Raw genomic sequence first — 24,361 nt, 5'->3', positions numbered from 1 at the left:
TTCACCGGAAGCTCATTTTTTGGTATCTTCCGGTAGGTACACCCAGTGTGATAGAAGAACTGCCATAGTGAAGTGATACAATCCGTGATAAAGCGTATATAGTAAAAACACGTGAACACCTCATAATTATATTAACGAGACGAACGGATGCGACTATTAAGTTTAGAAAAAATATTCGAAGAAGCATGTGACAAACACGACCACCTTAAGCTTTTAGCGTCACAGTGGAGATTCGACAAGGAACTCATTTCGAAGGCCCTTCAAAATATAAATTCACTATTTCCACATTACAGTAGGCACGACGCGTCACACTCCAAACAGATAATCGTAAACATTGAACGAATGCTGGGAGAGCGCATCCTCCATTTAACAGCAACAGATATGTGGTTGATTCTAGAATCCGCCTATAGCCATGATATTGGAATGGTGATAACACATAAACAAATCCAAGATATGAATTCACCGGAATTCAATACTTTCGTTCAGGACATAGCAAATACACCAGAGCACGAACTTCATGACTTTTCAGTAAAGTGGATCAACGGAGATGCTACTCTTCCGAATGGCGCTGATGCTCACGTTTTTTTTGATGAGTATCGACAAATCCTGGCAGAATGGTATCGAAGAAAGCATCCAGAAAACGCGGCAAATATTATAAGAAATCCATTTGAGGAAATTGGACTATCGTCTCCTCGAAATGAACTACTACCTAAGCGTTTATTTGGAGCTTTAGCAGCAATCTGCAATGCTCACGGTCAGCCTTTCGATGAAGTGATGGAACTTCCTTTCTCAGAAGCAGGTATGGCCACGGAAGATTGTCATCCTCGATATGTCGCATTTTTGTTAAGAATGGCTGATTTGTTAGACGTGGACGACAACCGATTTTGTCCTGTAATGATGAGAATGTGCGGCACATCATTGCCTGCCAGCAGTCATGTTCATTTAGAAAAACATCAAGGCATCAAACATTTTCGATTAGACTCTGAGCGTATAAAAATTGAAGTTGTATGCCCTTCCACAGACTCGTACGAAATTGCGCATGATTGGTTTAAATGGTTGGAGAAGGAGTATCACAGCCAATCTCAACATTGGCCAAAAATCGTACCAAGCAAAAAATTAGGAAGACTTCCAACATTATCCCCACCCAAAGTATCACTTCAAAAACCATATCTGATTATTAATGAAGGTAAGAAACCGACATTTGATTTGGATCAGTCGGCAATTCTAAAATTACTCAGAAGCACAGGACTGTACACTTCAAAAGTTGACAGCATACGTGAGATATTACAGAACGCTGTAGACTCAACAATAATAGCCACTTGGGAAAGCCATAAAGAAAAAATAGCCAATCTCGAACCTTCATCTATGGAGCTATTCAGCCTCTATGACGAAAAACCAATTATTATCGACTTCCTGCCCAACGATTCCAACCCCAAGACATTCACGTTAACGGTTAAAGACTCAGGCACCGGAATTAGCAAACTAGATATTGAGAGAATGCTTAAAGTTGGGAACTCGAACAAAAACAGCAATCGTTCAAGATTAATACGAGATATGCCCGAGTGGTTTAAGCCTTCTGGTAATTTTGGGATTGGTCTACAAAGCATTAGCTTACTCTCTGATAGCTTTACCATTACTACTAAAAGCAGAAATTCGCAAGAAGCTTTCAAGCTGACGTTCAACTTGGGCAAAGGCAGCTCAGTAGTTATTGAAATCCTTGACGGCGAGACCGTTGATTACGGTGCTACAATTGCTGTTGGTATAACAATTGAGGACTTCCCGAAAAGTATTTCAATTCCTTGGGGTGAAGACCGCAGCAATTTGATTAAAAAAATGAACGATTATGATTTCACTGAATCTGGGTCTGATCTTAAAATCTATGAACAAATAAAAATCTTTCAAGCAATCCAAGAATTTAATGATGGTAGCCCTATAAAAATATCGTCAGCACAGCACTCTCTTTCTACTGTAAGGGCAGATGTTTTTTTTGCACGCGCAGAAAACATCTGTCTTAGCCATATAAGATTTAGTGATGGCGATTATGATGGTCTACGAACTCTATTTAGAGGCCAAAAATTTACTGATTTTAACATGGGGTCTACTCTTGTATCAGGTAAGGTTGATTTCTATGGATATCAAGCCATGGATTTCTTGACTTACAATCGAGAAAAAATCCTACCTCATATGAAAACCGAAGCTGTTGGGAAGGTAACGAAGGCCCTGCTAGAGTTCATCAGGGTTAAATTTGACAGCATGGATGAGCTTGAGCAGCCGTACGCAGCTGCATACTATTACCTTTATGCAACCAAGGAAGGTTTTGAGAACAAACATCACAATGCGTTGATGAAATTTTTGGTAGATATCGAAAACAGAGAAACCTTGTCCCTCGCCTCGATTCTTGAATGTATTGAACGGAAAGAGCTAGTGGATTTTGAGGTTCGCCAAAGGGATAATAGATCTCAAAAAAACGTTGTTACATCCGAACTTTCATCGCCGGATACGCTAGCAGTTTTGATTGATGGCTGCCCAAATACAAGTCTCGACTTGATCAAGCTACTTGCAACTAATAAAGGCTATTACTGGCAAGAGCAGCAAACAGCCTCCAACCTTGTAAAGCGCTGCCATTGGTCACATGAAGATATATTCCCTGTCGACCAAAAAACACTTAAATCAATCATGTCTGGCCCTCATGGCGTTTTTGACATTGGCAAAAGAAGTTTATTCCCAGGGTGGAAGTCTTATCGAAGACTTGCAATCACCGCCAATATAACTTGGGCCAGAGCGGTCGATCATCTGTCTGACAGAACAGATATGTTAGTTCTTCCCTATGCGTTCGATTACGAGGGGACTGCTCATATTGACAAAAGTAAAAACTTAATTGACTGGGTTCACGCTCACAGAACCAATAAAGATTTAACTGTTAGCGAAATCGAGACGCTATATGATGAACTAATCAGAGAAATAAGCTTTCTTTGTGAAACGTGAAAACCTTTAGTTTTAAAAAATGCTGCCTGTAGCGACTGGCAGCAATCGGTAATTTTTTGGCAATAACCGCCTTGCCATCGGAAGATGGAGCGCGCGGCCATTATCGGCGACAAACTCTGCTGATAAGTAAAACGGCCCAGAGACCAGAGATGCTTCTGAGCGTCTCCTTTGGGTCGATAGCTGTCAGTCACTAGCTTCCGATTTTGGCCAGAAGTGGACAATAATTCACGCATTGCCTGCTCGTAGCGAGGTCATCGAGCACTTTAGGGAGCAGATATGAGTCGAGAAGAAATCGAACACGTACTGGCATTGAAGAGCTTAATGCAAGCGGCGATAGACTCGGGGGAGATCAAAAGCCGCGAGAACCTGATGGAGGTAGCGGCCAGCCACGGTTTGACAGTCACGAGAAATGGTAGCGATTACTCTGGCTTTCAGTGCGAGAGTGGTAAACGGCTGCGAGTTCACTTCCAGTTCAATGACCGCCCACCGAGAGTACCCAAGGTGAAAGGTCCTAAACCTCTCAAGATTAAGGACGGGTTCTGGATCTACGCGCTCACTGCTCATAGCAAGGACGGCAAGCGAAAAGCCTGCTACGTGGGACAGGCTGCCAATCCACCCAAACGATTTCGAGAACATTTTCGCAGTCAACGAGAGGGGCGCGGCTCCTACGCGCTATTCCGGTGGGCGGCGCTTGAGCAAGTCGATGTTCAAGCTGTTGTGCTCACCTGGGCGGCAGGAACGCAAAGTAACGCGACTTACTTCGAAGGCTACTGGCTCCAGCGGGCTCAGAATGCCGGTTTTGAAACTCCGGACTCGCAGAACTGGGGCCAACTACCAAGACCTGAGAGCTTGCCCGGCCAGCCTCTCCACTGGCCAACAGCAGAGGTGCAAGCCAACTCAATGCTTCTTTCTGAAGTGGTCCTTCAGAGAATTACACCTGAGGTCCTCAATTTTGAGACCTCACTCTTAGAAGCAGGGCTGACGGGTGTTGAAATCTGACGCTCAGCGTCGATGACGCCCTCATGTAGCTTCAAGGCTCGAACCTCTCGGCGTGCCCGGCGCTATGCTGTCTAGAAGCATCGGCAGTATTACCGCTGCGGTCCCCACAAGCATGTATTCATTTTGCTCGCCCATTGAGACGTCCGTCTTGTTCACGTGAATGACTGATGCTCCGGAACCTAACGCAAGGTCCGGAATGTTGGCAGCGGGCATGACGATCCCAGATGTACCCACTGATATCAAAAGATCGCAACTCTTCACCAAATTCACGGCTGTCTTCCAAGCCTTGGGAGGTAAATCCTTGCCGTACCAGACTACTCCAGGACGCATTCTGCCGTTACAACGCTGACACCGAGGAGGCTCGATCAGTGCGCCCGCATCTGGCAATGCTTTTTGATCTGGTGGCACTGGGGTGTGTCGATGGCAGGCATAGCACTCTGGTATTGCAAGGCTGCCATGCAAATGCACTACATTTAGCGAGCCTGCTCGTTCATGAAGGTCGTCAACGTTCTGGGTAATAACAGAAACTTGGCGGTGTGAGCTAGCCATGCGGGATACTGCATGATGGCCTTCATTTGGCTCTGCCTGAGCAACTCGTTGCCGTCGCCACAGGTACCAACCCCAGACTAACGCTGGATTCTGTCTGAAGGACTTAGCCGTCTCCAGGTCCCTAGGGTCGTAGCCTGACCATATTCCAGATAGCTTTTCTCGGTACGTGGGAATACCGCTATCAGCAGAGATGCCTGCACCCGTGAAGAACACTACCTTTTCAGACTTCTGAAGTAGGTCTGCAGCTTGCTGAATGACATTCATAGCCTGGCTCCTTTCCTCCTTAGCTTTTCCAGCACGAGCCGCTTAACATTATGTGACGCGGTTCCGCCGTTAGGACGCCGGTCGGGCTCTGAGATCGATGCACATGCATGGCAAGAGGAAATGGGAGAAAATGTTTTGCCCATCGAAGTCGATCTAGACATGGGCCCCACGGGAGAAGCTTCGGTGCAAAAGAGTACCCACATACTATTCCTAGATTTTGACGGCGTCTTGCACCCCGACGCGGTTTATTTGAGGCGCCAAGGGCCTACGTTGAAGGCCGACGGCGCGCTTTTCATGTGGGCACCGATTCTTGCGGAATTACTCAATGGTTTCCCGGAAGTCTCGCTGGTTTTAAGCACCAGTTGGGTGCGGCATCTGGGCTATAAGCGCACGCTTAGCTATCTGCCTCGTGAGCTCCAAGAGCGTGTAATCGGCGCCACTTGGCACAGCTCTATGGATAAGGGCTGGGTAGACGAAATCCAGTGGGACGGGAAGACAAGGTACGATCAGATTTGTCGATACGCTGCTCGCTCACAGCTTCAACACTGGATCGCCTTGGATGATGATGTGCAAGGCTGGGCCGAGGGCCTGGCGGAAAAACTGATTGCCTGTGCGCCCGAATTTGGGCTCAGCTCCCGTGAGACTCAAGCGGAGCTTCAAAGGGGGTTGAGTGAGATGTGTCTGCTATCAGGGCGTGCTTAAAGCTTCTTCACACAAACTTCTGTTCTTGCTCTGTGCTGAGTATTTACTTATTTAAGTTGAGGCAATCTTGCCCCAGCAGGTGGGGCAATTCCACATAAGCGCCTACATGGAGCCGCTTGCCAGCGACAAAAGTGGGCTATAGGGGGCTCTTGCCGTCGTGATTGATTAGCAGTGCAATTCGACTGTCACAAGAATTAGATTTGGGGGCGAGCAATAGACGATCAGACGATGGCAATGTTTAGCGCGCCGTGATATTTCTTTGCCACCAAGGTGCACCAAGGAGCGGTAATAGCATGGCGATAAATTTCCCTGACCATCCCCCGTATATTCCCATCATTAAATGGCAATCCTACGAACAGAAGGCGCTAAAAAAAGTAGCTGCTGACGTAGGGAGGCACGTGCTTCCTTGCGTAGAAGTCAGAGACTCTGCCCAACACATTAATCTCATGGGCGCATTTCACGGCACGTGGGGCAGTTCGGCAATGGTCGATTATGCCGATCCTAAAGGAGTCTTAACGGCGAACCGAAAGCGTGAGTTCCATGAATTTCTGGCCTCGGCAAACGGGCTGGGCCTCCCGATCGTTCCTGTGTTCAATCCTTACGATGTACTAGGGCTTGGTGTACCACTCCAGACCTTGGCAGCCTCTTTTGGTGAAGCGGCACTGCGCTTACGGGTAGCTGCGCTATCAATCACCGCTGATCACCTGGCCAATGTTACGACGGCATACAACGCCTTAACTGCTCATGGATTGCGGATGAGTTTGATCATCGATCTCGGTGTCGCTCCGCAAACATGGACAAACGCAGATACTCAACGGTTTTCCACCGAGTTGTCGCTGTTTCAACAGCTAGGCTTCACCAGCATCCATGTCGCATCAGGTGCCTACCCTGAAAGCCTAGCGGCGGTAAAAACAGGGGTGGGTGTTTTTAACCGGCGAGATTGGTCGTTCTGGAGTGACCTCAATGCCGCAGCTCCTGGCATGAAAATCGGCTTCAGCGATTACGGAGTTCTTTCTCCCGTTTGGACTGAAGAGGCGTTAACGCGGCGAGGCGCACGAGTGGCAATCCGTTATACGCGGAATAATGATTGGCTCATTCTGCGTGCCGACGGTAAAAAAAAACGGACTCTGTCGCTATTTCTGAAATCATGGTCAACGCTTATGCGGCTGATTTTAAAGGACCGACATATTCATTTGGTGACGAGCTCTTGGCTGAGCGCGCAGACCCCACTGTACTGCTTACCAAGAAACGCTGTGGTCATTACCACATCACGGAAGGTTGGAGTCATCACATTGCGGTAGTGGTGAAGGAGCAGTACTGACCTGGCCTACACGGCGCGAAGATCGATACGTTTAGCGCATTCCCCGAGAGCTAAGAACCGTGTTGTCGCACTGTGGTCAGATTCCTGACTTATGCCTGCTGGAAGCTTTCCGCGCAAAGGGTGAGTTCTTTACATATAGAAGGAGGGGTGTTCCCCTCCTTTTAGATAGAAAGAGTGCAGGCTTTTTCGTACAGGTCGGCAGGGGGCAGATCCGTCGTGAGGTTTTCGAGCTCGACGATAAGCTCTTCTTGGCAGTGGATAGATCGAGAAAGACCGACCCGCTTAAGAAGATACTCTCGAACATGGTGCCTTAATTCATCAAGGCTCAGTATCTGGGCGATATGGGCTTGAATCTGGTAAAGGCTTTTACTTTTCCATCCCCGTAGCTGGCCAAGCTTATCGAGGAGGTGAAGAGCCTCATCACGCTTGAGCAGTGTGGCAAGCACATCAGGTTCGTGTCGTTTGTTCGGTTTGGCTGATCGGATTTGTTTGAATTTGTCTGTGGTTTCGTCCGGTAGGACGAGAATTCCCCACCAAGAGGGAAGAATCGGCAGGGCTTTCTTCAAATGTCGTTCTGCAGTTACCAGCGTAACTCGATCGAAAACTCGTGCGTAACGAGCCCCCTGACCAATCAAACGTTTGAGAGTGTCCGCTTCGCTTTTGATTTCATAGCAGTGCATATCCATCACGTGCACGAGATCGGCACGTATCTCACCGCCGCTTAGCTCGACCTCTTCAAGGAATGAGCCAGGAAGATTTTCCGGCAAATTGTTGAGGTGCAGTGCCAGAGCTCGTTTTATCTCGGCTTCGCGCATTTCATGTCCCAGAATTTGGCAGGGCGCCAAAAAAGCGGGTCAGCATAACCCAATTAGGCATTTTTGATTGATACCTGAGCATCTTCAATTTTATGCAAATATGCTAATATTGTTGCATGAATATGCATAAATCTACAGCGCAGGTAGTCTCAGATCTTCAGAAATTCTTTGCTGACCAAGGTGTGACATCCAGTGCCGGGATAGCTAAGCTCACAGGAATTTCTCAGTCTCAGATCTATCGCAATCTGTTCGGTCAACCCAAGAGACTAACGAAAACCATCCGTCAGCTATGCATTTATGCGAATGTTTCAATTGTGGTTGATCCCGTCAATCCTGCAACTTCCCATGTCCTAATGGATGCCCTAGGTGTTGTCTGGGACGGAAGTGAAGAACACGCTCGTCGCTTAGCGGACCTGCTTTTCGCCCATCGTCGAGCGAGTATGGGAAAATGATTTTCGAAAAATGCGTTATAGGAGGATGCAATGCGTGAGGCCACGACTCCAATAACGGTGAAATCTGCGTTTGATAGCTTGAAAGCAGCTGGATACCCACGTCCCTATGTAGAGAAACTGTTGCCTGATTGGTGGGATAACAGTCTTTTCAAAACGAGTGCGGGCGCTTTCCAGTTCGCGATGATCTTGAAGCAGCGGTTGGGTCTGAACGTTCAGTTTGGTCAAGACGGAGCGCTGGAGATCCAAATGGCAGCGCCACAGGCGCGCTACAAACGGCGTAGTGACACCCATGAAGAAGAATTGAACATAGCTGCCAGCTTGGGCATAGCTCTAGCGAGGCTAGCAATTTTCTGCACGTCTATACCGTATGAACCTCCACAAGCAGATCCATTGGCTATTCGTGCGCTGGTGCTGTCTGAGTCGAAAAAAACCTTTGTCGATTTTGAGGGGCTTTTGGACTTATGTTGGTTCTGTGGGATTCCAGTTCTGTTTTTAAAAGGAATGCCAAAAAACACAAAACGTATGACCGGAATGACGGTGAACGTAGACGGTCGGCCTGCAATCATTTTGGGCTTCAATACCGCTCAGCACTCCAGGCAGCTCTTTGTTTTGGCCCACGAGTTGGCTCACATTCTATGCGGCCACCTTGAGGATAATGGTGTCCTTATTGATGAGGACATTTCTGGTGTTACCGATACCCTCCTGGGCAGCCAGGTGGTTCGAAAGGATGGCGAAGAGCGTGAGGCTGATGCATTTGCTCTCGCTTTATTGAGAAACGGGCACCCCAACCCCGTACGTGAAATGGGTCGTCCAGATTCTGCTGCGACGCTCGCATCGAGCGCGATGTCGGTTGGTCGAGCGCACGCGATTGATCCGGGTCATCTGATTCTTTCTTACGCCAAGGAGCATGATGACTGGGCCAGAGCCAACCAAGCACTCAACTTTATACCCAACCCGATTGGTGCCATTGAGCTTGTGGAGCAAAAATTCAGGGCTAACACGGTCTTAGAATCGCTGAGCGAAGAAAACCAGGAACATGTTTTGTTCATCCAAGGATTTGGGGGGTAGGTATTCCTTGTACTTACTCGACAGCGACGTGGCCCGCAAAATCTGCCAATACCATCTGCTAAATGAGCTGGCTATGGCTCTGGGATGCGGGCTTGAAGGATTCGCTGTCCTCCCTCAGCTTCGATTCCAACTCAAGTTGGCCAACCCGGCTTCCGCTTTATCCAGATTGGGCTCGGTTGAAGCGTTTGAACTCGCCAACCAATTGATCGCCGCTGCATCGGAAGTAATCGTGGTAGCTGATACTGCGAATCCCATACTCGGCTTGAATCGACCTGATTTGGATTCTGGAGAAGCAGCGTTGTTTGCTGCGCTGCATGAAGCCGAAGAGGATTCAGTAATCAGTGGCGACAAGAGAGCATTCGTCGCTCTCGCCCAGGTTGATGATGAGCCTGTGATCGATGCGCTTTGGGCCCGTTTGATTTGCCTTGAGGAAGCGCTGTTTCTCATTTTGGAATGTGTGGGCCTCGCCGTTGTGTCGGAAAAAATCCGAGCGAGACCTGAGGTTGACACTGCATTGAGCATCATTTTTGGGCGGGCTGCGCCTAATGACTACGCATGCGTTAGAGCTGGGCTCGAAAGCTATATGGAAAATCTACGCTCCTCCACAGGTGGAAAGTATGCTCCCCATATGAGGGTCGAGCGTAAGTGAGGGAGACTTGGTCTTCCTCGCAAGGTGATCTCGATATCCGTTTACAGCACGATAGCGAACTTGGTTGAATGAAGCTCGTAGCGTTCGATTTTCTGAGCTGGGTGATCCTGGTCCCCTCTGACGCTGCTTCCTTCTATATCTAATGTAGTGGTCTCGCAGCCGAGTTTGATGCCAGTACTGGGTTGCAGCAACCACACCCGGCCATTGTATCTGCCTTGGATCGAGCGTTTTCGGACCCTCGCCTGGCGGTTAGAGGTCGGGCTGCGCTCGCTAGTTTGCTAAGCCAGAGACCACAGTACCTGCGTCAAGCTCTGGATATTCTAAGCGAGCTATACCGGAAAAAAGCGGCCCAGCCAATATGGGTACACGCACTGGAAATCACGGACCTGTTTGCCCAGAGAGGCATCGTCTGCGAATGGTTAGGTTCACCAGGGACGGAGTATCTCCTTGACGCCATTGCCAGAACAGGCGGTGCTAACTGGGTTGATTGGCTGGAGCAGATGGCGTCAGCTGGCAAAATCACCTGGGAAGAAGCACTGGCCACCGCGCTTGCCTGCAGCCATGAAATACCGCGATGGGGTATCCATCGACTTGACGATCTGTACAGAGATGCTCCCTGGAAGCTTAAGCTCGCCGCCAAGCGACGCTCCAACGCAGCATTGGCAATGACGATCGCGCAAAACTATGGCCGCATCATTGATGAAGTCATTTCGCGAGGCTCCAGCGGCTGGCTCGACATCAATCAGGTGATTTTGGACTGCGGCGAGGATCGAGCGTTCGACGTTCTGTTGGCAGAATTTGGCAATATGAGCCCGGACGCTCAAAGCTGCTGGCGTACGTGATCGTAGATCTGGGGGACAGATGGGTCGCGGAATTCCAAAAAGTCGCCTTCGCCCGGCCTGGTAAAACCCACCACCACAAATTGGAAGAAGTCGTATCGCCCGATATTGATGATGAAACTGCGAGACAATGGATCGCAGCAGGCCATCACCACATCGGCTGGCGAGTGCTCATTGCACGCCACGGGGTAACAATGCTGCCGGCCTTGATCGCCGACTTACCGCCCACCTTCGACAATGTTCATGTAATTCCTGCTCTGGAGCACATGGCGTATCTAGATAGTGCGCCCGATACGCTCATCCCTGAAATTTGGAGCCGCTTCAAAGGACAGATGCAACCTAAAGCAGTCCAAGATGCCCTAGCTGCAGTCGCCAAAGCAAAACCAGGCGGAATGCGCAGCATCGTTGATTTTTTAAGCCGTGCGTCTTTTTCACTTCCGCAGATTTACCTAGAGCAAGTGCTCCGGCTCTATGCAGCCTGGCAACGAGAAACACATTCGCAAATCCAGATCGATACCGGCGCGCACTCATTTCCTTTTGATGTTTATGTTGTGTCCCATGTGGCGTATCGCCATTGGGACAGTCATTTTGCTCCAGGTATGCTGGCAAGGATTCCTGAACTGGCCATCGATTTCGTCCTTAACCATTGCTCAGCTGACGATGGTCGAAAGGAAGAGGTCTTAACGGCCCTTAAAAGCGTCAAATCCTACCATCCCGAACTTTTCGAAGAGATGGTTGCGACCCCCAAGCTAGCTGCGCTGATCCCGAGAGTGTTCAGCGAAAGCTTTGAGTCTTTTCCTGAGTCGGCTGTGATCAGGGCCATAGATTGCGAAGACATCAACCAAGAACAATTACTGTATCAATTAAGTAAATCGAGCAACCCGCTACACCGTCGCGCGCACGCCGTGTTGATCGAGCGAGTGCTAGAGAATGAAATAAACCTGAACCATTATCGCTATGTCGGCAATTGCCTCAGAGCGCACCCACGTTACGATTTGATCAACCTACTCAAGGACACGGTTCATCTGAAGAATGAAAACGCCGTGTGGTTCATCCGCCAGGTAGAAGCTGTGCGAGGGGAGCTTTTCATCGACGAGTCAGGGCAGTTTCTTGCGTGATGAACTGCGCCGCGGGGACGTAACGGCTGTTGACCAAATTCCCACCTGCAGACTTGCGATTCGGGGTTGGGTTTCAGCTGTCCCAATCATTCGCTTTATCTCTCGTGGTGTACGCACGACACGAATGAGCTGTTCATAAGTTTCAGCTTGGTAAGGAAGATCCGACGCCGGCATCTCGATTCCGTTGTTTCGCATAGCGCGGAGCAAAAGAGCTTTGACCTCGTCCTCAAACATTGGCATCAGCGGGATACGCTAGGGACGACGTTGCCTTTCGACCCCGAAATCTCATCAGAATTTGTGAGCCGGGTCGTGCGATTATAATATTCCAAATATTGCATTCGTTCATACCGAGCTGATTGGTAGGATTGCAACACTCCGAAGGCATGAGATTCGAGTCCCGTCTGCAACCCGGACGACAAAATACCGTCTGCAACCTGCAACTCTGTGACTCATCCCCTGAATTAGAATCGCGGATCAATGTTATGCCTACGACCACCATCATGCATTTGTCGGACTTACACAGGGACGCTGAGAGCCGTATCCGGACAGCGACGTTGCTGTCCTCGCTTGGCCGGGATATGGATCGGTACACTGCTAATGAAGGGATTCCCAAGCCTGACCTTGCGGTTATCAGCGGCGATATCGTTTATGGCGTTAGAGGCACCGATACTGACGGTGATACCCAGCTCGCAAAACAGTACGACGAAGCGTATGAAACGTTAACAGGGCTGGCTGATCGTTTTTTTGGTGGCGACAGGGAGCGCGTCATTCTGGTACCAGGCAACCATGACATCAGCATGCCTCACGTCAGCAGGGCTCTGGTACCTGTTGCCATGCCCGAGGATGCCGAAGGGAAGAAAAAACTTGCCCGCGAGCTGATGGAGCCCGAGTCAACTTTAAGGTTAAACCTCGATGCATTTGAGGTGCTGAGGATTGCAAACCTGACGCTCTACAACCAGCGCCTTGAACCGTATGCGAAATTTTACGAGCGCTTCTACAACGGGGGACGAAAGTTTTCACTCGTGCCGGAGGAGCAATACTCGACACACGACTTCCCAAAGCTCGGGGTGTGCATCGTGGGTTTTTCGAGCTGCCATGACAACGATCTCTATAATCGCACAGGCCATATTTCGGTAGAAGCCATCACGCGGGCGATGGATGAAGCCAATCCCATAGTCAAGGATGGTCGCCTGATCATAGGCGTTTGGCACCACAGCATTCAGGGTGGGCCCAAGGAGAATGACTATATCGAGTCCGGATTTCTGCGGCACCTTATGGATGCGAACTGCTCCATCGGAATGCATGGCCACCAGCACCGCCCTGAACTCCTTGAAAACCGTTTCTCCGCAGACAGTCATCGCCATATATCCGTGATCAGCGCTGGCACACTTTGCGGTGGCCCCCACTCGCTGCCCAGTGGACGGATGAGGGCCTACAACCTCGTTGTGCTGGACCAAGACGAAGGGGTCGGTACGATTCACGTAAGGGCCATGACCAACTCGGACTTCAGCTCGCCTATCTGGGAGCGAGGTCATGTTGCCGAATTCGGCGGCAGCTCCATGAAGTTTAAGCTCGCACAGCGGAAGGCGCAGGGGCGTTCAGCCTTCGACGCTGCCGGTAAGGCAGACCAACTTATCCATCAAGGCCAGCCTGTAGATGCCTTCGAACTGGTTCGGATGCACCTGAGTGATCCGTGGGCTAGGCAGATTGCTGCTACTGCATTAGCGGCATCAGAGAACTGGAAAGAGGCTATCAACCTGTTTAGCCCTCCCTCCTCTACTGCAGATTTTTTATTGCTATGTGACGCCTACGAAGCCTTGTGTGATTGGGCTTCGCTTCGGGCGCTGATTTCTTCAAGCTTTGCGCGGGAATGCCCAGAGCTGGCTGTTCAGCAGCGTATCCAAATATCTGAAGCGACTCTGAAAGGTAAGTGAACATGTCGACGAGTATTCCTTTTCAGGTTGAGACTGATCGTGTGCTTGAGATTCTCTCAAAGCAGATTTACGACTCGCCATTCGCCATGGTGCGAGAAAATGTTCAGAACAGCTATGACGCCATTCTCATGCGGGCCGACTTAGAGGGCCGGCCGCTTACCGAGTACCTGATCGAGGTCAAGGTGGCTCCCGGGACGATTTCGATAACCGACGACGGGATCGGGATGTCCGAATCCGTGTTGCGAGACAACTTCTGGAGAGCTGGCTCCTCTGGCAAGAATACAGAGAGCGCACGTAAAGCAGGCGTAATTGGTACCTTTGGCATAGGCGCGATGGCCAACTTCGGCGTGTGCGCTGAACTCAGCGTCACCACTCGCACATCAACCGACGAGGTTGGCTATCGCACCACAGCACAAAAACAAAACCTCAAGATTGGCCAGGACTGCATCACTTTCGAGGAGCTCGACGAGTCAACACCGATTGGTACGAGCATCCTGGCGACACTGGATGGGAACACGCAGCTCGATTTGCTGGGATTGAAAGCGTACGTAGGTCAGTTCGTCAAATTTCTTCCTGTTCCGGTTTTCATCAACGATGAGCTGGTTAGTCAACAGGATCAAATGGCATCGATTGGCATCAGTGGGTGGCAGTCCATCGGCAAAACCAAAGTGCAAGCGGACGCGCTGACATTCGAACTGGAAGCTTACATCTCAGGCAATATCGGCGTTGGCGTCGTATGCACTGAGTTCTGCCTTGACGGTACTCCAATCAAGGGATCGCTGTGCCTTCGCAATGGCATGGGTTCTATAATGGGATTGCGTTCCAGCTTTGGTCTTGCGCCCCTCCCTGTTGCCAGCACCTATCAATTAGGCGGGGTTGCGGATTTGCCGTTTCTGGTGCCTACCGCAGGCCGTGAGGCGTTAACTCGCGAGTCGATTGCAGAGGCTTCGAGGATCTTTCCCCCACTGGAGCTTCATCTCACTGAGCTACTCGCAGTCCACCCTATAGCGGACAGCTTGGCCGCGTTTCAACAGTATGCGGTGAATTCAAACAGGACTGATTTAGCGACGCGGATAAAAATCCAGGTGCAAGATGGGGAGGATCAGATCGAATTGGGCATGCTGCAGACTCATTTTGCAAATATTGAGATGCAGTCCTATGAAGGTACCGACCCTGATCTGATCAAAATGTTTTCAGGCTCAGATATACCGCTGCTTCGGATCAGCCAAAATCAACCTCGTCGCGAACTGCAGCGGCGGTATCTGAGCCAGATCCTGAAAGTCCCGAGCATCCCCAATCATGCAACGGTGACGAAAGAGTACGGGCCTAGCGAGCTTACGCGTGATGAGGTGAGTTTGACGTTCGCTCTGGCGAAGGTACTGCGGAACGACTATATGCTCGACGATGTGAAGATCATTTGGGCAGATATCACTCATGGCGTGCCCCTGATCGCCAAGATTCTTGGCGATCAGGTGACACTCACGCTATCCAGAAAATGGGCGCCCCTGCGAGCGATACTCAGCCACATCCATACATCCTTTGACCTTTTGGAGAGCTTCACCAAGGATCTGGTAAGGGTACATATCTACTCGCATATTCAGTCTTTCGTGCCCAGCTCTCAGCGGTCTGGACTTGATGCCCTGCAGCGCTCGCTGGAGCGCAAGAGAGAGCTATACCGGCTCGATCGCGAGGATAACGGCGCTCTAGAACCACTGATTGCCGATTATTTGAGCGGCAAGGTTGAAATCACCCAGGTTCTGAAAGCGGCTGTGGCAGCGACGGCCGTGCAGACCCAGCATGTAACCCCGCGCCAAGTAGGAACGGTTGAGAAGGTTTTACCAGATGTCATAAGCGCGGCAGTACCTGCAGCGACTGGTCAAGCCGTCGCGGCTCCGGTCGCAGGCTCGCCAATTTTGCGACTCGACACCAGCATTGATGAGCGCTTATTGACGACAGATCAAGAGCTGCCACATCTCAACAATTACAAAATGTTCTTGGCACTGTCTGATCGATTATTCCAGCAAGAGCTTGAGTTCTTCAAATGGCCACACTCGACCCAAGTGGCATGGGCTGGGCGTCGCATTGTCTACTTGTTCTCGGGAGCAAATTCGGGAATAAGCCTGTATTACGACATCGAGCTTCGAGGGCTGCGAAACGCCGGTGATGCGGGTGGTAGTGCGTTAACCACGACGACCATAGTCGCCAACAATCGTATTCTTGTCCCAGTACCATCGGCGTTGACAGAATGTTTCAAGGTGACGGATGGGCCGGTCGAGTTTTACGTGAGGTTCGATCTACTCATGCACCATGAACCGTTGGCGACAGGCTCCATTAGAGAGCCGGCATAGCAAACTGCTATTAGGCACACCCAAAGCCAAGGATCTAATTGCTCTGCTTTGGGACTGAGAGATCCAGACAGACAACTTGGCCCAAGAAGTTGGGTCAGGCTTGGCCGATAGGCATTATGAGATCTAGCTCATGCCGACATCGAGCTTACTTAGCCCCCCGTCTGCGCTCAGGATTTGATCAAGGCGAACTATTCGAGAGATGCTGTTGACGCCGACGCCGAATTGACCCACTGGGTCAGTTTTCGGTCAGCGGCAACACCCCGTGCTTTGGAAAGCGTTCTATCAGAACTGTATCCGTCTGGTCCGTCAGAAATGGAGATTTGGAGTCGTGCAGGTGGAGAGCTGTCTTTGTTGAAGCAAGGGCAACCGGGTCGTGCAGTGAACGAGCCCCATGAAAGACAGGACACCGTTTCCCCCTTACGATAAGGGATAGGCAAACGGTTATGTTTATGACTAATAGCAACGATAAGAGTGGTGAGCTTTTGGGGGGATGCGGCGGAAGTCTTGGACTACCTGAAGGTAGTTCATGTATTCATACGAAGACCGTATCCTAGCGGTCAAGCTCTACATCAAACTGGGCAAGCGAACCGGGACAACGATTCGTCAGTTGGGCTATCCGACGAAGAACTCTTTGAAGAGCTGGCACGCATCGTATGAACGATGCCTCGACCTGCCGCGTGGCTACGAGAACTCGACGTCGAAGTACTCACTGGCCCAAAGGGAAAAGGCTGTCGGGCACTATCTCGAATACGGTCGCAACATCGCCGCTACCATCAAGGCGTTGGGCTACCCCGCGCGGGATTCGTTGCGTGCCTGGATTTACGAAATGCCCCCCGAGTTGTATACGCGTATTGTCGGTCGATCAGACGGGTTAGCCCGGCCGCCAGCGGTGAAGCAGGCAGCGGTCATCGCGCTGTGCACGCGAAAAGAAAGTGCGAAAGCCCTGGCTCAAAAGCTGGGCGTGTGCAGGCCGACCTTGTACAACTGGAAAAACCAGCTACTCGGCCCAGAGGTATCCCCATCCATGAAGTGTCGGCTTAAACCCTCATCGTCACCGGAACGAGAGGAGTTGCAGCGGCAACTCGAATCTCTCCAGCTCGATGTTCGCCGTTTGCAGCTTGAACATGACCTGTTGATGAGGGCGAATGAACTCATAAAAAAAGAGACGGGCATCAACCGGCAAGTCCTGAGCAATCGGGAGAAGACATTGCTGGCTGATGCCCTAAGGCAGAGGTACTCCTTGCTAGAGCTGCTTGACGCTTTGGGCTTGGCCCGAAGCTCCTATTTCTATCATCGAGCCTGAATGCAGGTCGCGGAAAAATACACCGAAGTGCGTCGTGCCATGGCGGACATATTCGAGCGCAATCATCGTTGCTATGGCTACCGTCGGATGCGAGCTTCGTTGAGCAGGCAGCGTGTGTGCCTTTCAGAGAAGGTGGTGCAGCGCTTGATGAAGCAGGAGTGCCTAGTCGTCGCCAAGCCGAAACGGCGTCGATACGGTTCCTACCTCGGGGAGATCAGTCCGGCGCCGGAAAACCTCCTCAACCGCGACTTCACGGCCCTAGCTCCGAATGAGAAATGGCTGACCGACATCTCGGAGTTCCAGATCCCGGCTGGCAAGGTGTACCTGTCCCCCATGATCGACTGCTTCGATGGGAAGGTAATCAGTTGGTCGATCGGTACGCGTCCCGACGCCGAGCTTGTGAACACTATGCTGGATGCCGCTGTCGAAACGGTGGCCAGCAACGATAAACGGCCTGTTGTTCACTCCGATCGAGGTGCTCACTACCGCTGGCCCGGCTGGTTATCGCGCATCGCTGATGCGAAGCTGATTCGTTCGATGTCGCGCAAAGGCTGCTCACCTGACAACGCGGCTTGTGAAGGTTTCTTCGGCCGACTGAAAACGGAGCTGTTCTATCCTCGCAACTGGCAGTCAACGAGCATCGAGCAGTTCATTCAGGCCTTGGATTCATACATTCGCTGGTACAACGAAAAACGTATAAAGATTTCCCTCGGCGCGCTCAGTCCCATTGAGTATCGTGAAAGCCTGGGCTTCGCAGCATAACCAGTCCAAGTTTTTGTCCGCATCCCCCGTAGTACCTCTCGGATTTTACGCATGGATATACGCTCCACGACGACCTCTTAGCTTCGAGAAAAGAGGTCGATGGTAGTGAATAATCCTGTGTTGCTGCCTGCCTGAGCTTGGGTCGGATCAGTGAGAGATCACTGTCCAAGTGCGCATGGAATCCCCAGTCGAGGTACTTAATACGAATCTTCTGTCGATTAACGCGAGTTTTCGCGAAGGTTTCACAGCACCAAAACCGCGGCTGAAAAACAGGTTTAGAAAGCGGCTTGTAGCCGTCAATTCACTTTGACGTGTGATGGCTTAGTAAAGACCTGGTGTTGGGTTCGGTTGTGGTACCGTTTGCGGTGTTTGATGAGCGGCCATTGACAGCTTAGCGTTTTCCGGTAGGCTGGCGCTGCGGCGCCAGCCTACCGGTAAACGCTAAGCTAGACTAGATAAAATTTCTGTATGGTCTAATCTTGAGTTTATGTCGGTATAGCGAAAGCTCAGTTGGACACTAAAACTAAGGAAACTTCGCCGATGAGAACTGAAGAGCGCGCTGAAAAACCTGTGGCCAAGGTCGTCCGCGGTGAGGAGCCTCACCGCTCCGTAATTTTCTCGGACGCGTTCACGCAGCGTAGAAAGCAAAAAGAATACCAACACGCGATCATACAAATTGCTGAGCGCGCTAAAAAACTTGACTGGTAGTTTTAAATAATGGCGACAGGGATAGTTAAGAGTATTGTTAACACAGGGATGTCAGAAAGCAATTACGCTGACAGGGACCAAAACTTAAAAGAAAAAATCAAGTCTCGTCGCACTAATGAAATTGTGATTGGAGTGTGCGGCGCAGTTGGTTGCAATTTGCAAGACGTAGTTTCCGAACTAAAAGATCAATTTGGTGCATTCTCTTACGAGGTGACTATTGTCAAGGTAAGTAGTCTGATCAAAGAGCTTGCAGCAAAGCATGACAATCTTTCTGAGGTTGGTCCGGATATTGGATCGATTGAGGCTCTTGATTTTTTCTCACGCTATACCGCACTTCAGGATCTTGGTAATGCAATCCGTGATAAGTTCACAGATGATACGTTAGCCACTCAAGCCATAAAATTTATATCTGCCAATCGTCAAGTAAAAATGAACGAGAGCGGTGATGCAGTCCCTCCTCGGGCGGTCTATATCGTCGATCAGCTTAAACACCCGGCAGAAGTAGAACTGTTTCGTCTCACCTATCGAAATGCTTTCTTTCTCGTAGGCGTGATGAGCCCTCAGAATGCTCGTTTAGAATATCTGCAATCGGAGGGTTTGAGCCCCGTCGACGCGCAGAACTTAGTTGAGCGTGACCGGAAAGATAATGTCACTCATGGGCAGCAGTTGGAAAAGACGATCCACAAATCCGATTATTTCGTCAAACATAGCTTGAAGAGCTCTGGCAATATTACTAAGCCGTGCAAAAGATTTGTCGGATTGGTCCACGGTGAGAATGGGATTACACCTACCCGGGACGAAGCGGGTATGTACGCAGCTTATGCAGCTTCTTTAAAATCAGCATGCCTAAGCCGCCAAGTCGGCGCCGCCATTGCTAATATCTCGGGTGATGTTATCTCTGTCGGTTGGAATGACGTTCCTGCTGGAGGCGGGGGGCTCTACAACGAAGATTCCGAAAATGACCAACGCTGTGTAGTACATGGTAAAAAGTGCTACAACGATGATACGAAGCAACGATTAGCTAAAGATATTGTTGCGATACTATCCAAATTAAAAACCAGTGCGAAGCTTAGTACAAAAATGGTGGATGAAGCTTCGCCTGTACTCATACCAGCCAAAGCTGTCGGGGAAACCGCAAAGATTAGCGGTGAAAAATCTCTTTTAAGTTCGGCAGATGCGTCAAAATTAGCCACTCAAATCCTTGAGATCACTGCACTTGGATCGATTATTGAGTATTCTCGGGCGATTCATGCAGAGATGGAAGCAATCCTTAATATCGCTCGAAGTGGAAAAGTTTCTACTCTGGGTTCAGTAATGTATACAACTACTTATCCGTGCCATAATTGTGCTCGACATATCATTGCTTCTGGGATCTCGCGTGTAGTGTATATTGAGCCCTATGAGAAAAGCCTAGCGATGAAGTTGCATTCCGATGCCATTTCAGTGGACGAGTCCTCCTCGGGGAAAGTTTTATTTGAAAACTTTCAAGGTGTTTCCCCGACTCGCTATACTACGTTGTTCGCATTTAGCCATCGCCGTAAAGATAGTAGGGGTCAAGCCGTACGTATAGTTGGTAAAGATGCTTCGCTGATTTCTCACGAATACCTAGATTCTTACCTAGATGTAGAGAGTAAGGTCGCTCTCAAGGGGTTAGAGGACAGTGGCGAATATCCTAATCAATAAATATATTCAGCTCTTTTTCAACTCATTCGTGACGGGCTGAAGCTCTTTAAGGCGTTCAAGCATTAAGGTTGGCGCCTATCGAGTATGGCCAAGAAGGCTGGGGACTAACTTTTAGTATTCGGAGTCAGTTTTCAGACGTTTCGTAGGCTACGAAGTAGGTTTAACGCAGAATCCTATAAATGTCGAAGCGTTTGTAAATAGATAGGCCGGAGCTCTTGAGGCCTCAGTGGTTGCTCCGGTTAACCTCCAGCTACCCCCTTGGCTAGCATCCGCCTCTACGTGAGAGTGGATGGCTAACCTTTATTATCGGTCCGAGAGATGCCTGTGTATAAGCGGAAACTCAGGAAAACAATCTAACGATTCTCGTTATAAGCAAATTACCAGACCGGTTTTTTCGCTATGGGGTGCCACAATGCGCCGCCGGGGCTCGAATCTTTTACGGCTTGGCACAAGTCATCGTCTAGTAGCGGACCTGGTGCGTGTGTAGAGGCTCCGTCGCAAACGACCACAACCTTTGCTGGGAAGCCATTCAGTTTGTCTATTGCTTCTTTAATGAATGAAGGGACGGGTTGCGACCCCTCAACCTCTACGCAAACAGTCGTTCCGGCCGCAAACCTGTCCAAAGCTTCAATTGCGTTGGCTAAGATGGTAGCTGGCTCGCTGGTGTTTAGAGTTCGCGGACAAATCATAGTGGAGAGGATATGGGAAGGATCAACGATGTCGTTGCCTTTCATAATTATACCAGCCTGACTTGCAGCATTTAGCGCAGCGCTGTCTTGTGATTCGAATGCCATGAATGAGGTTCCTCTTTGATTATCTTCACATCCGTTATCGGCACGGATGATTACAACTGGAAATTAGATAGCGGGTATATATTCGCTACGTTCGGCGCCTTGATATCGCAGCTCCGAACATCTGGCCAATTCTTGCCAATGTCACGACTTCGCCAACCCTGAATGCACGTAAAAACAAATCTCTTTAACTAGTTTGGCGCAGTGACGGTACTTCTAATTACGATGCGATACGTATGCCTGTCGCACCGTAGTGATGCTTTAGATCTTGATCAAGTATCGCCACAAAACGGTCAGGGCGTATTCCGTGCAACGTCGAAGTGAGCTGCTGCACCGCTTCGACATTCTTTGCTCTCAGCGCCTGGTTTTTAACCAGCTGCACGGTCAAGAGCAGGTTGGTGGGTTCAAGGAAATCAACGAGCATTTTTTGTTGATTACCGATCTCTCGTTCAATAACTGAGACTGCGCCAAGCTCTCGGAAAACGGCCTCAGAGGCGTTCAGCTCAGCCTTGGATAGGTTTTTTTTTGTAGGTAGGGCTTCGACCTGATGTAGAAATGCATACAATTTTTCTTGGTATTTTTGTGAATCCAAGTCCAGCCAAAGACCTAGTCCTTTTATAAAACCGCATATATGCGGATACCACCGGCGTTCGGTCGCATCCTTGCCTTTCGCATTTTTGTCCTTTTTGGTGATCTGGTATTCCCATGTCACCTGGAGGGAATCACGACGCCAGCGCTCAACTAGGTTTTCGATAACCGAAGGTGGAAATGCGTCGTGTATTTTATATACGTCTAGCTGTAGCGAACGCAGCTGTTTGAGAGCACCTTTAATACGAGAAATAAGTTCAGACCTCTGTCCAAGCATTTCACTTATTCTGTGGCTGCGAATGGACATGCGTTCTGCGGAGGACAATTCGCGAAACGTATTTGTAACTTGATCGTCATCGATACCTAGGTGATTAAAGGCGCAGCATTTACCGATTAAAACGTGCTGCCCGCCTTTGCATACCACTGCGAAACCATGTGAATGCTCCTGTCCGCACCGGCTGCCTTTCTTGAGAAACTGACACCGTGCTTCTGACCTGATCAAATGATATGAGCGCAGGGGATGGCTGTATGTTTCCTTGGTCAATAGTCCTTCAAAATCAATAGCGAAAAGACTTTTGATTTCGTCCAGATATTTTATTTCGTGAGTTGCTTTGAGCGATGAGGACATGGACTACTCCACAATTCATGGGCGAGACGTTACCACGAAGTATGATATTAATCTGCCAGATAGTGGTTATGCAACCAGCCTGTGCGCACATCCAGTGCGCGGGGCAGTCATTATGAAGATCGCTTTTGATGATTTGCGGGAGGTGCAGGGTTTCCAGCTTCTCGCGGCTATCCCTATCCCCACTTCGATTGCGCGAAGTCCTGCTAGGAATGAGATGTAGTGAATGCTGAATTGATTGAATTGCTGCGTGCTATTAGAACTCTTGAGGTGACCCCAAAGATGTCTGTCATTGGTCTTTTGCCGGTAACAGCAAGCTGGATACTTTAGCAGCCCCCACATTGGCAAAATATCGGCCGAACACTAGCTATGGTGAAGTTGGGCATTTTCTTGCCTGAATTTAAAGAATAGGCCGGGCCCCTTAGGTCTACACGACCCTATCCCACCACCAATGGTATTGGCAGGACCAAGCTCAAAAGCTTGGCGGCATGGGCACCCACCTTACGGCATCACCGGCATGCGCGCTCCACTGCCAGAGTTTATGGTGCCCTCTGTTGAGAGCGAAAACCTTGTTGATGAGCGGCCAAGCTGAGAAAGCTGTGTCTGTTCCGAGAGCTCATCTATTTTGTTAATCCAGTAGGCTTTTCTCATCTTTTCTGTGACTCCTCCGCCAGGCACTCACAGAAAAGATGATTTTCTTCCAGCGTTTGCTGGGCGTCCGGAATCATCTATTTTGCGAACCTACAGCTGCGAAGCAAAACAAAAAAAGGCCAACGCTTAGCGTTGGCCTTTTTTATTGAGCAAAGAATCGCAAATTTTCTAAATGCTCCACGTGGAACATCTGAGAAGGTGCCTTCTTCTTAAGCGCTAGCGGCTGCCACACTCTCCAGCCGATAGCCATATCCGTAGATAGTCAGCAACTGCCATCCCCGATCAGCCGTCAATCCCAGCTTGTTACGCAGCCGATAGATATGAGTATCAAGCGGCCGTGAAGACACCATTTCCTCATGGGTCCAAAACCGCTCATAGAGGTATTCACGAGACAGTGGCCGCGCCAGGTTAGCGAATAGGCAGCGTGCCAGTCGGTATTCACGCTCGGTCAAGTTGATAGGGTTCCCGCCCCGTGTGACCGTCAACTCTGCGTCATCAAACGTCAGGTCATTGAAGGTTAATACTTCGCTTGCTGCGGATTTCTGTAAACCGTGGCGCCGCAGGACCGCTGTGACCCGTGCCTTGAGTTCATTGGGACGAAAGGGTTTGCTGACGTAATCATCCGCTCCGCTGTTCAACGCTTGGACGATGTCGCTTTCGGCATCGCGGCTGGTGAGCATTATGGCTGGCGGTGGTGCGTCCAGGTGTTCGCGGGTCCAGCGCAGGATCGCCAGGCCGCTGAGATCAGGCAGCTGCCAATCGAGCACCAGCAAGTCAAAGGTTTCTCGGCGCAGTTGGCGTAGCAAGTCTTCACCGCGCTCGAAGCAATGCAGCGTCCATGGCTGCTCCGAAGCGCTTGGGATTTGTCGCAGTGTCTGTTCCACCCGCCGTAATTCGGCAGGTTCGTCATCCAGTATAGCGACACGCATGGGAGGGTCCTTTCTTCTTGAAGAGTACTGCAGAGGCGTCGGCTCGATTTCATGAGGGGCACTACTGCGCAGATGCCGACCATTGAATCTGAACAATTATGGCCAAATTCTCTGATCCCTGGATCTCTCGGTACGCTGATATCAAATAGCCGTTAGGCAGTTGAATCTCGCGAGTACCCAGCTGGAAAGATACCGGCTCAAGACCTTCAGGAAAAGGATCAATGGCAATCAGGTTTTATGCTATGTCGGGACGAGAGGTCGTCATGCAGAAGGTCAGT

General features: G+C 50.0%; 17 protein-coding genes and 1 pseudogene. 13 read left to right on the top strand and 5 right to left on the bottom strand.

Annotated elements, in window-relative coordinates; genetic code table 11:
* Positions 1-147: 147 nt before the first annotated feature.
* Together ACZRKZ_RS19660 and ACZRKZ_RS19655 are read left to right on the top strand one after the other, a co-directional pair.
* Positions 148-2,985 (top strand): HD domain-containing protein, encoded by a 2,838-nt coding sequence (locus tag ACZRKZ_RS19660; protein ID WP_463982492.1) that lies wholly within the window; start codon positions 148-150, stop codon positions 2,983-2,985.
* A gap of 276 nt (positions 2,986-3,261) precedes the next feature.
* Positions 3,262-3,984 (top strand): GIY-YIG nuclease family protein, encoded by a 723-nt coding sequence (locus tag ACZRKZ_RS19655; RefSeq protein ID WP_463982491.1) that lies wholly within the window; start codon positions 3,262-3,264, stop codon positions 3,982-3,984.
* A 21-nt stretch (positions 3,985-4,005) separates the two neighbouring features.
* Here ACZRKZ_RS19655 and ACZRKZ_RS19650 read toward each other — a convergent pair whose 3' ends face one another.
* The gene (locus tag ACZRKZ_RS19650; protein ID WP_463982490.1) at positions 4,006-4,797 is read right to left on the bottom strand and encodes an SIR2 family NAD-dependent protein deacylase; all 792 of its coding nucleotides are present in this window, start codon (positions 4,795-4,797) and stop codon (positions 4,006-4,008) included.
* Between ACZRKZ_RS19650 and ACZRKZ_RS19645 the strand changes: the two genes are divergently transcribed.
* Together ACZRKZ_RS19645 and ACZRKZ_RS19640 are read left to right on the top strand one after the other, a co-directional pair.
* Positions 4,780-5,499 (top strand): HAD domain-containing protein, encoded by a 720-nt coding sequence (locus ACZRKZ_RS19645; RefSeq protein WP_463982489.1) that lies wholly within the window; start codon positions 4,780-4,782, stop codon positions 5,497-5,499. The two genes, ACZRKZ_RS19650 and ACZRKZ_RS19645, sit on opposite strands and share 18 nt — an antisense overlap.
* Positions 5,500-5,792: 293 nt before the next feature.
* Positions 5,793-6,800: a beta family protein gene (locus ACZRKZ_RS19640; RefSeq protein ID WP_463982488.1), complete on the top strand. Its 1,008-nt coding sequence runs from the start codon at positions 5,793-5,795 to the stop codon at positions 6,798-6,800.
* A 181-nt stretch (positions 6,801-6,981) separates the two neighbouring features.
* Here the strand turns inward: ACZRKZ_RS19640 and ACZRKZ_RS19635 are convergent, their stop codons facing one another.
* Positions 6,982-7,635, bottom strand: a complete 654-nt coding sequence (locus tag ACZRKZ_RS19635; RefSeq protein ID WP_311097041.1) for a sce7726 family protein — start codon at positions 7,633-7,635, stop codon at positions 6,982-6,984.
* A gap of 482 nt (positions 7,636-8,117) precedes the next feature.
* Between ACZRKZ_RS19635 and ACZRKZ_RS19630 the strand changes: the two genes are divergently transcribed.
* The 9 genes and pseudogenes from ACZRKZ_RS19630 to ACZRKZ_RS19590 all read left to right on the top strand — a co-directional run bounded on the left by ACZRKZ_RS19630 (position 8,118) and on the right by ACZRKZ_RS19590 (position 20,499).
* Positions 8,118-9,155 (top strand): ImmA/IrrE family metallo-endopeptidase, encoded by a 1,038-nt coding sequence (locus tag ACZRKZ_RS19630; RefSeq protein ID WP_311097043.1) that lies wholly within the window; start codon positions 8,118-8,120, stop codon positions 9,153-9,155.
* A gap of 28 nt (positions 9,156-9,183) precedes the next feature.
* Positions 9,184-9,804, top strand: a complete 621-nt coding sequence (locus ACZRKZ_RS19625; RefSeq protein ID WP_463982487.1) for a hypothetical protein — start codon at positions 9,184-9,186, stop codon at positions 9,802-9,804.
* A gap of 275 nt (positions 9,805-10,079) precedes the next feature.
* On the top strand, positions 10,080-10,646 hold the full coding sequence (locus tag ACZRKZ_RS19620) for a hypothetical protein (RefSeq protein WP_463982486.1): 567 nt from the start codon (positions 10,080-10,082) through the stop codon (positions 10,644-10,646).
* On the top strand, positions 10,643-11,761 hold the full coding sequence (locus tag ACZRKZ_RS19615) for a hypothetical protein (RefSeq protein WP_463982485.1): 1,119 nt from the start codon (positions 10,643-10,645) through the stop codon (positions 11,759-11,761). The genes ACZRKZ_RS19620 and ACZRKZ_RS19615 overlap by 4 nt, the downstream gene beginning before the upstream one ends.
* A 482-nt stretch (positions 11,762-12,243) precedes the next feature.
* Complete coding sequence (locus ACZRKZ_RS19610) at positions 12,244-13,695, top strand: metallophosphoesterase family protein (RefSeq protein ID WP_463982484.1); 1,452 nt, start codon at positions 12,244-12,246, stop codon at positions 13,693-13,695.
* Positions 13,696-13,697: 2 nt separating this feature from the next.
* Entirely contained in the window at positions 13,698-16,043 is a 2,346-nt protein-coding gene (locus ACZRKZ_RS19605) for an ATP-binding protein (protein ID WP_463982483.1), read from the top strand.
* Positions 16,044-16,569: 526 nt separating this feature from the next.
* Positions 16,570-18,108: pseudogene (locus ACZRKZ_RS19600) on the top strand (IS3 family transposase).
* Between the two features lie 540 nt (positions 18,109-18,648).
* Entirely contained in the window at positions 18,649-18,816 is a 168-nt protein-coding gene (locus ACZRKZ_RS19595; RefSeq protein WP_463982482.1) for a hypothetical protein, read from the top strand.
* A gap of 48 nt (positions 18,817-18,864) precedes the next feature.
* Positions 18,865-20,499 (top strand): anti-phage dCTP deaminase, encoded by a 1,635-nt coding sequence (locus tag ACZRKZ_RS19590; protein ID WP_463982481.1) that lies wholly within the window; start codon positions 18,865-18,867, stop codon positions 20,497-20,499.
* Positions 20,500-20,876: 377 nt separating this feature from the next.
* On the opposite strand, the gene ACZRKZ_RS19585 is transcribed toward ACZRKZ_RS19590, so the two are convergent.
* From ACZRKZ_RS19585 to ACZRKZ_RS19575, 3 genes are all read right to left on the bottom strand, one after another.
* On the bottom strand, positions 20,877-21,293 hold the full coding sequence (locus ACZRKZ_RS19585; protein ID WP_463982480.1) for a hypothetical protein: 417 nt from the start codon (positions 21,291-21,293) through the stop codon (positions 20,877-20,879).
* 217 nt (positions 21,294-21,510) lie between these two features.
* On the bottom strand, positions 21,511-22,506 hold the full coding sequence (locus ACZRKZ_RS19580; RefSeq protein WP_463982479.1) for a hypothetical protein: 996 nt from the start codon (positions 22,504-22,506) through the stop codon (positions 21,511-21,513).
* Between the two features lie 857 nt (positions 22,507-23,363).
* Entirely contained in the window at positions 23,364-24,083 is a 720-nt protein-coding gene (locus ACZRKZ_RS19575) for a response regulator transcription factor (RefSeq protein WP_463967511.1), read from the bottom strand.
* Between the last annotated feature and the right edge of the window lie 278 nt (positions 24,084-24,361).

This window comes from Pseudomonas sp. c313, assembly GCF_055407145.1.
The sequence above is the reverse complement of the archived record's forward strand: the minus strand, read 5'-3'. Positions and strand labels throughout refer to the sequence as shown.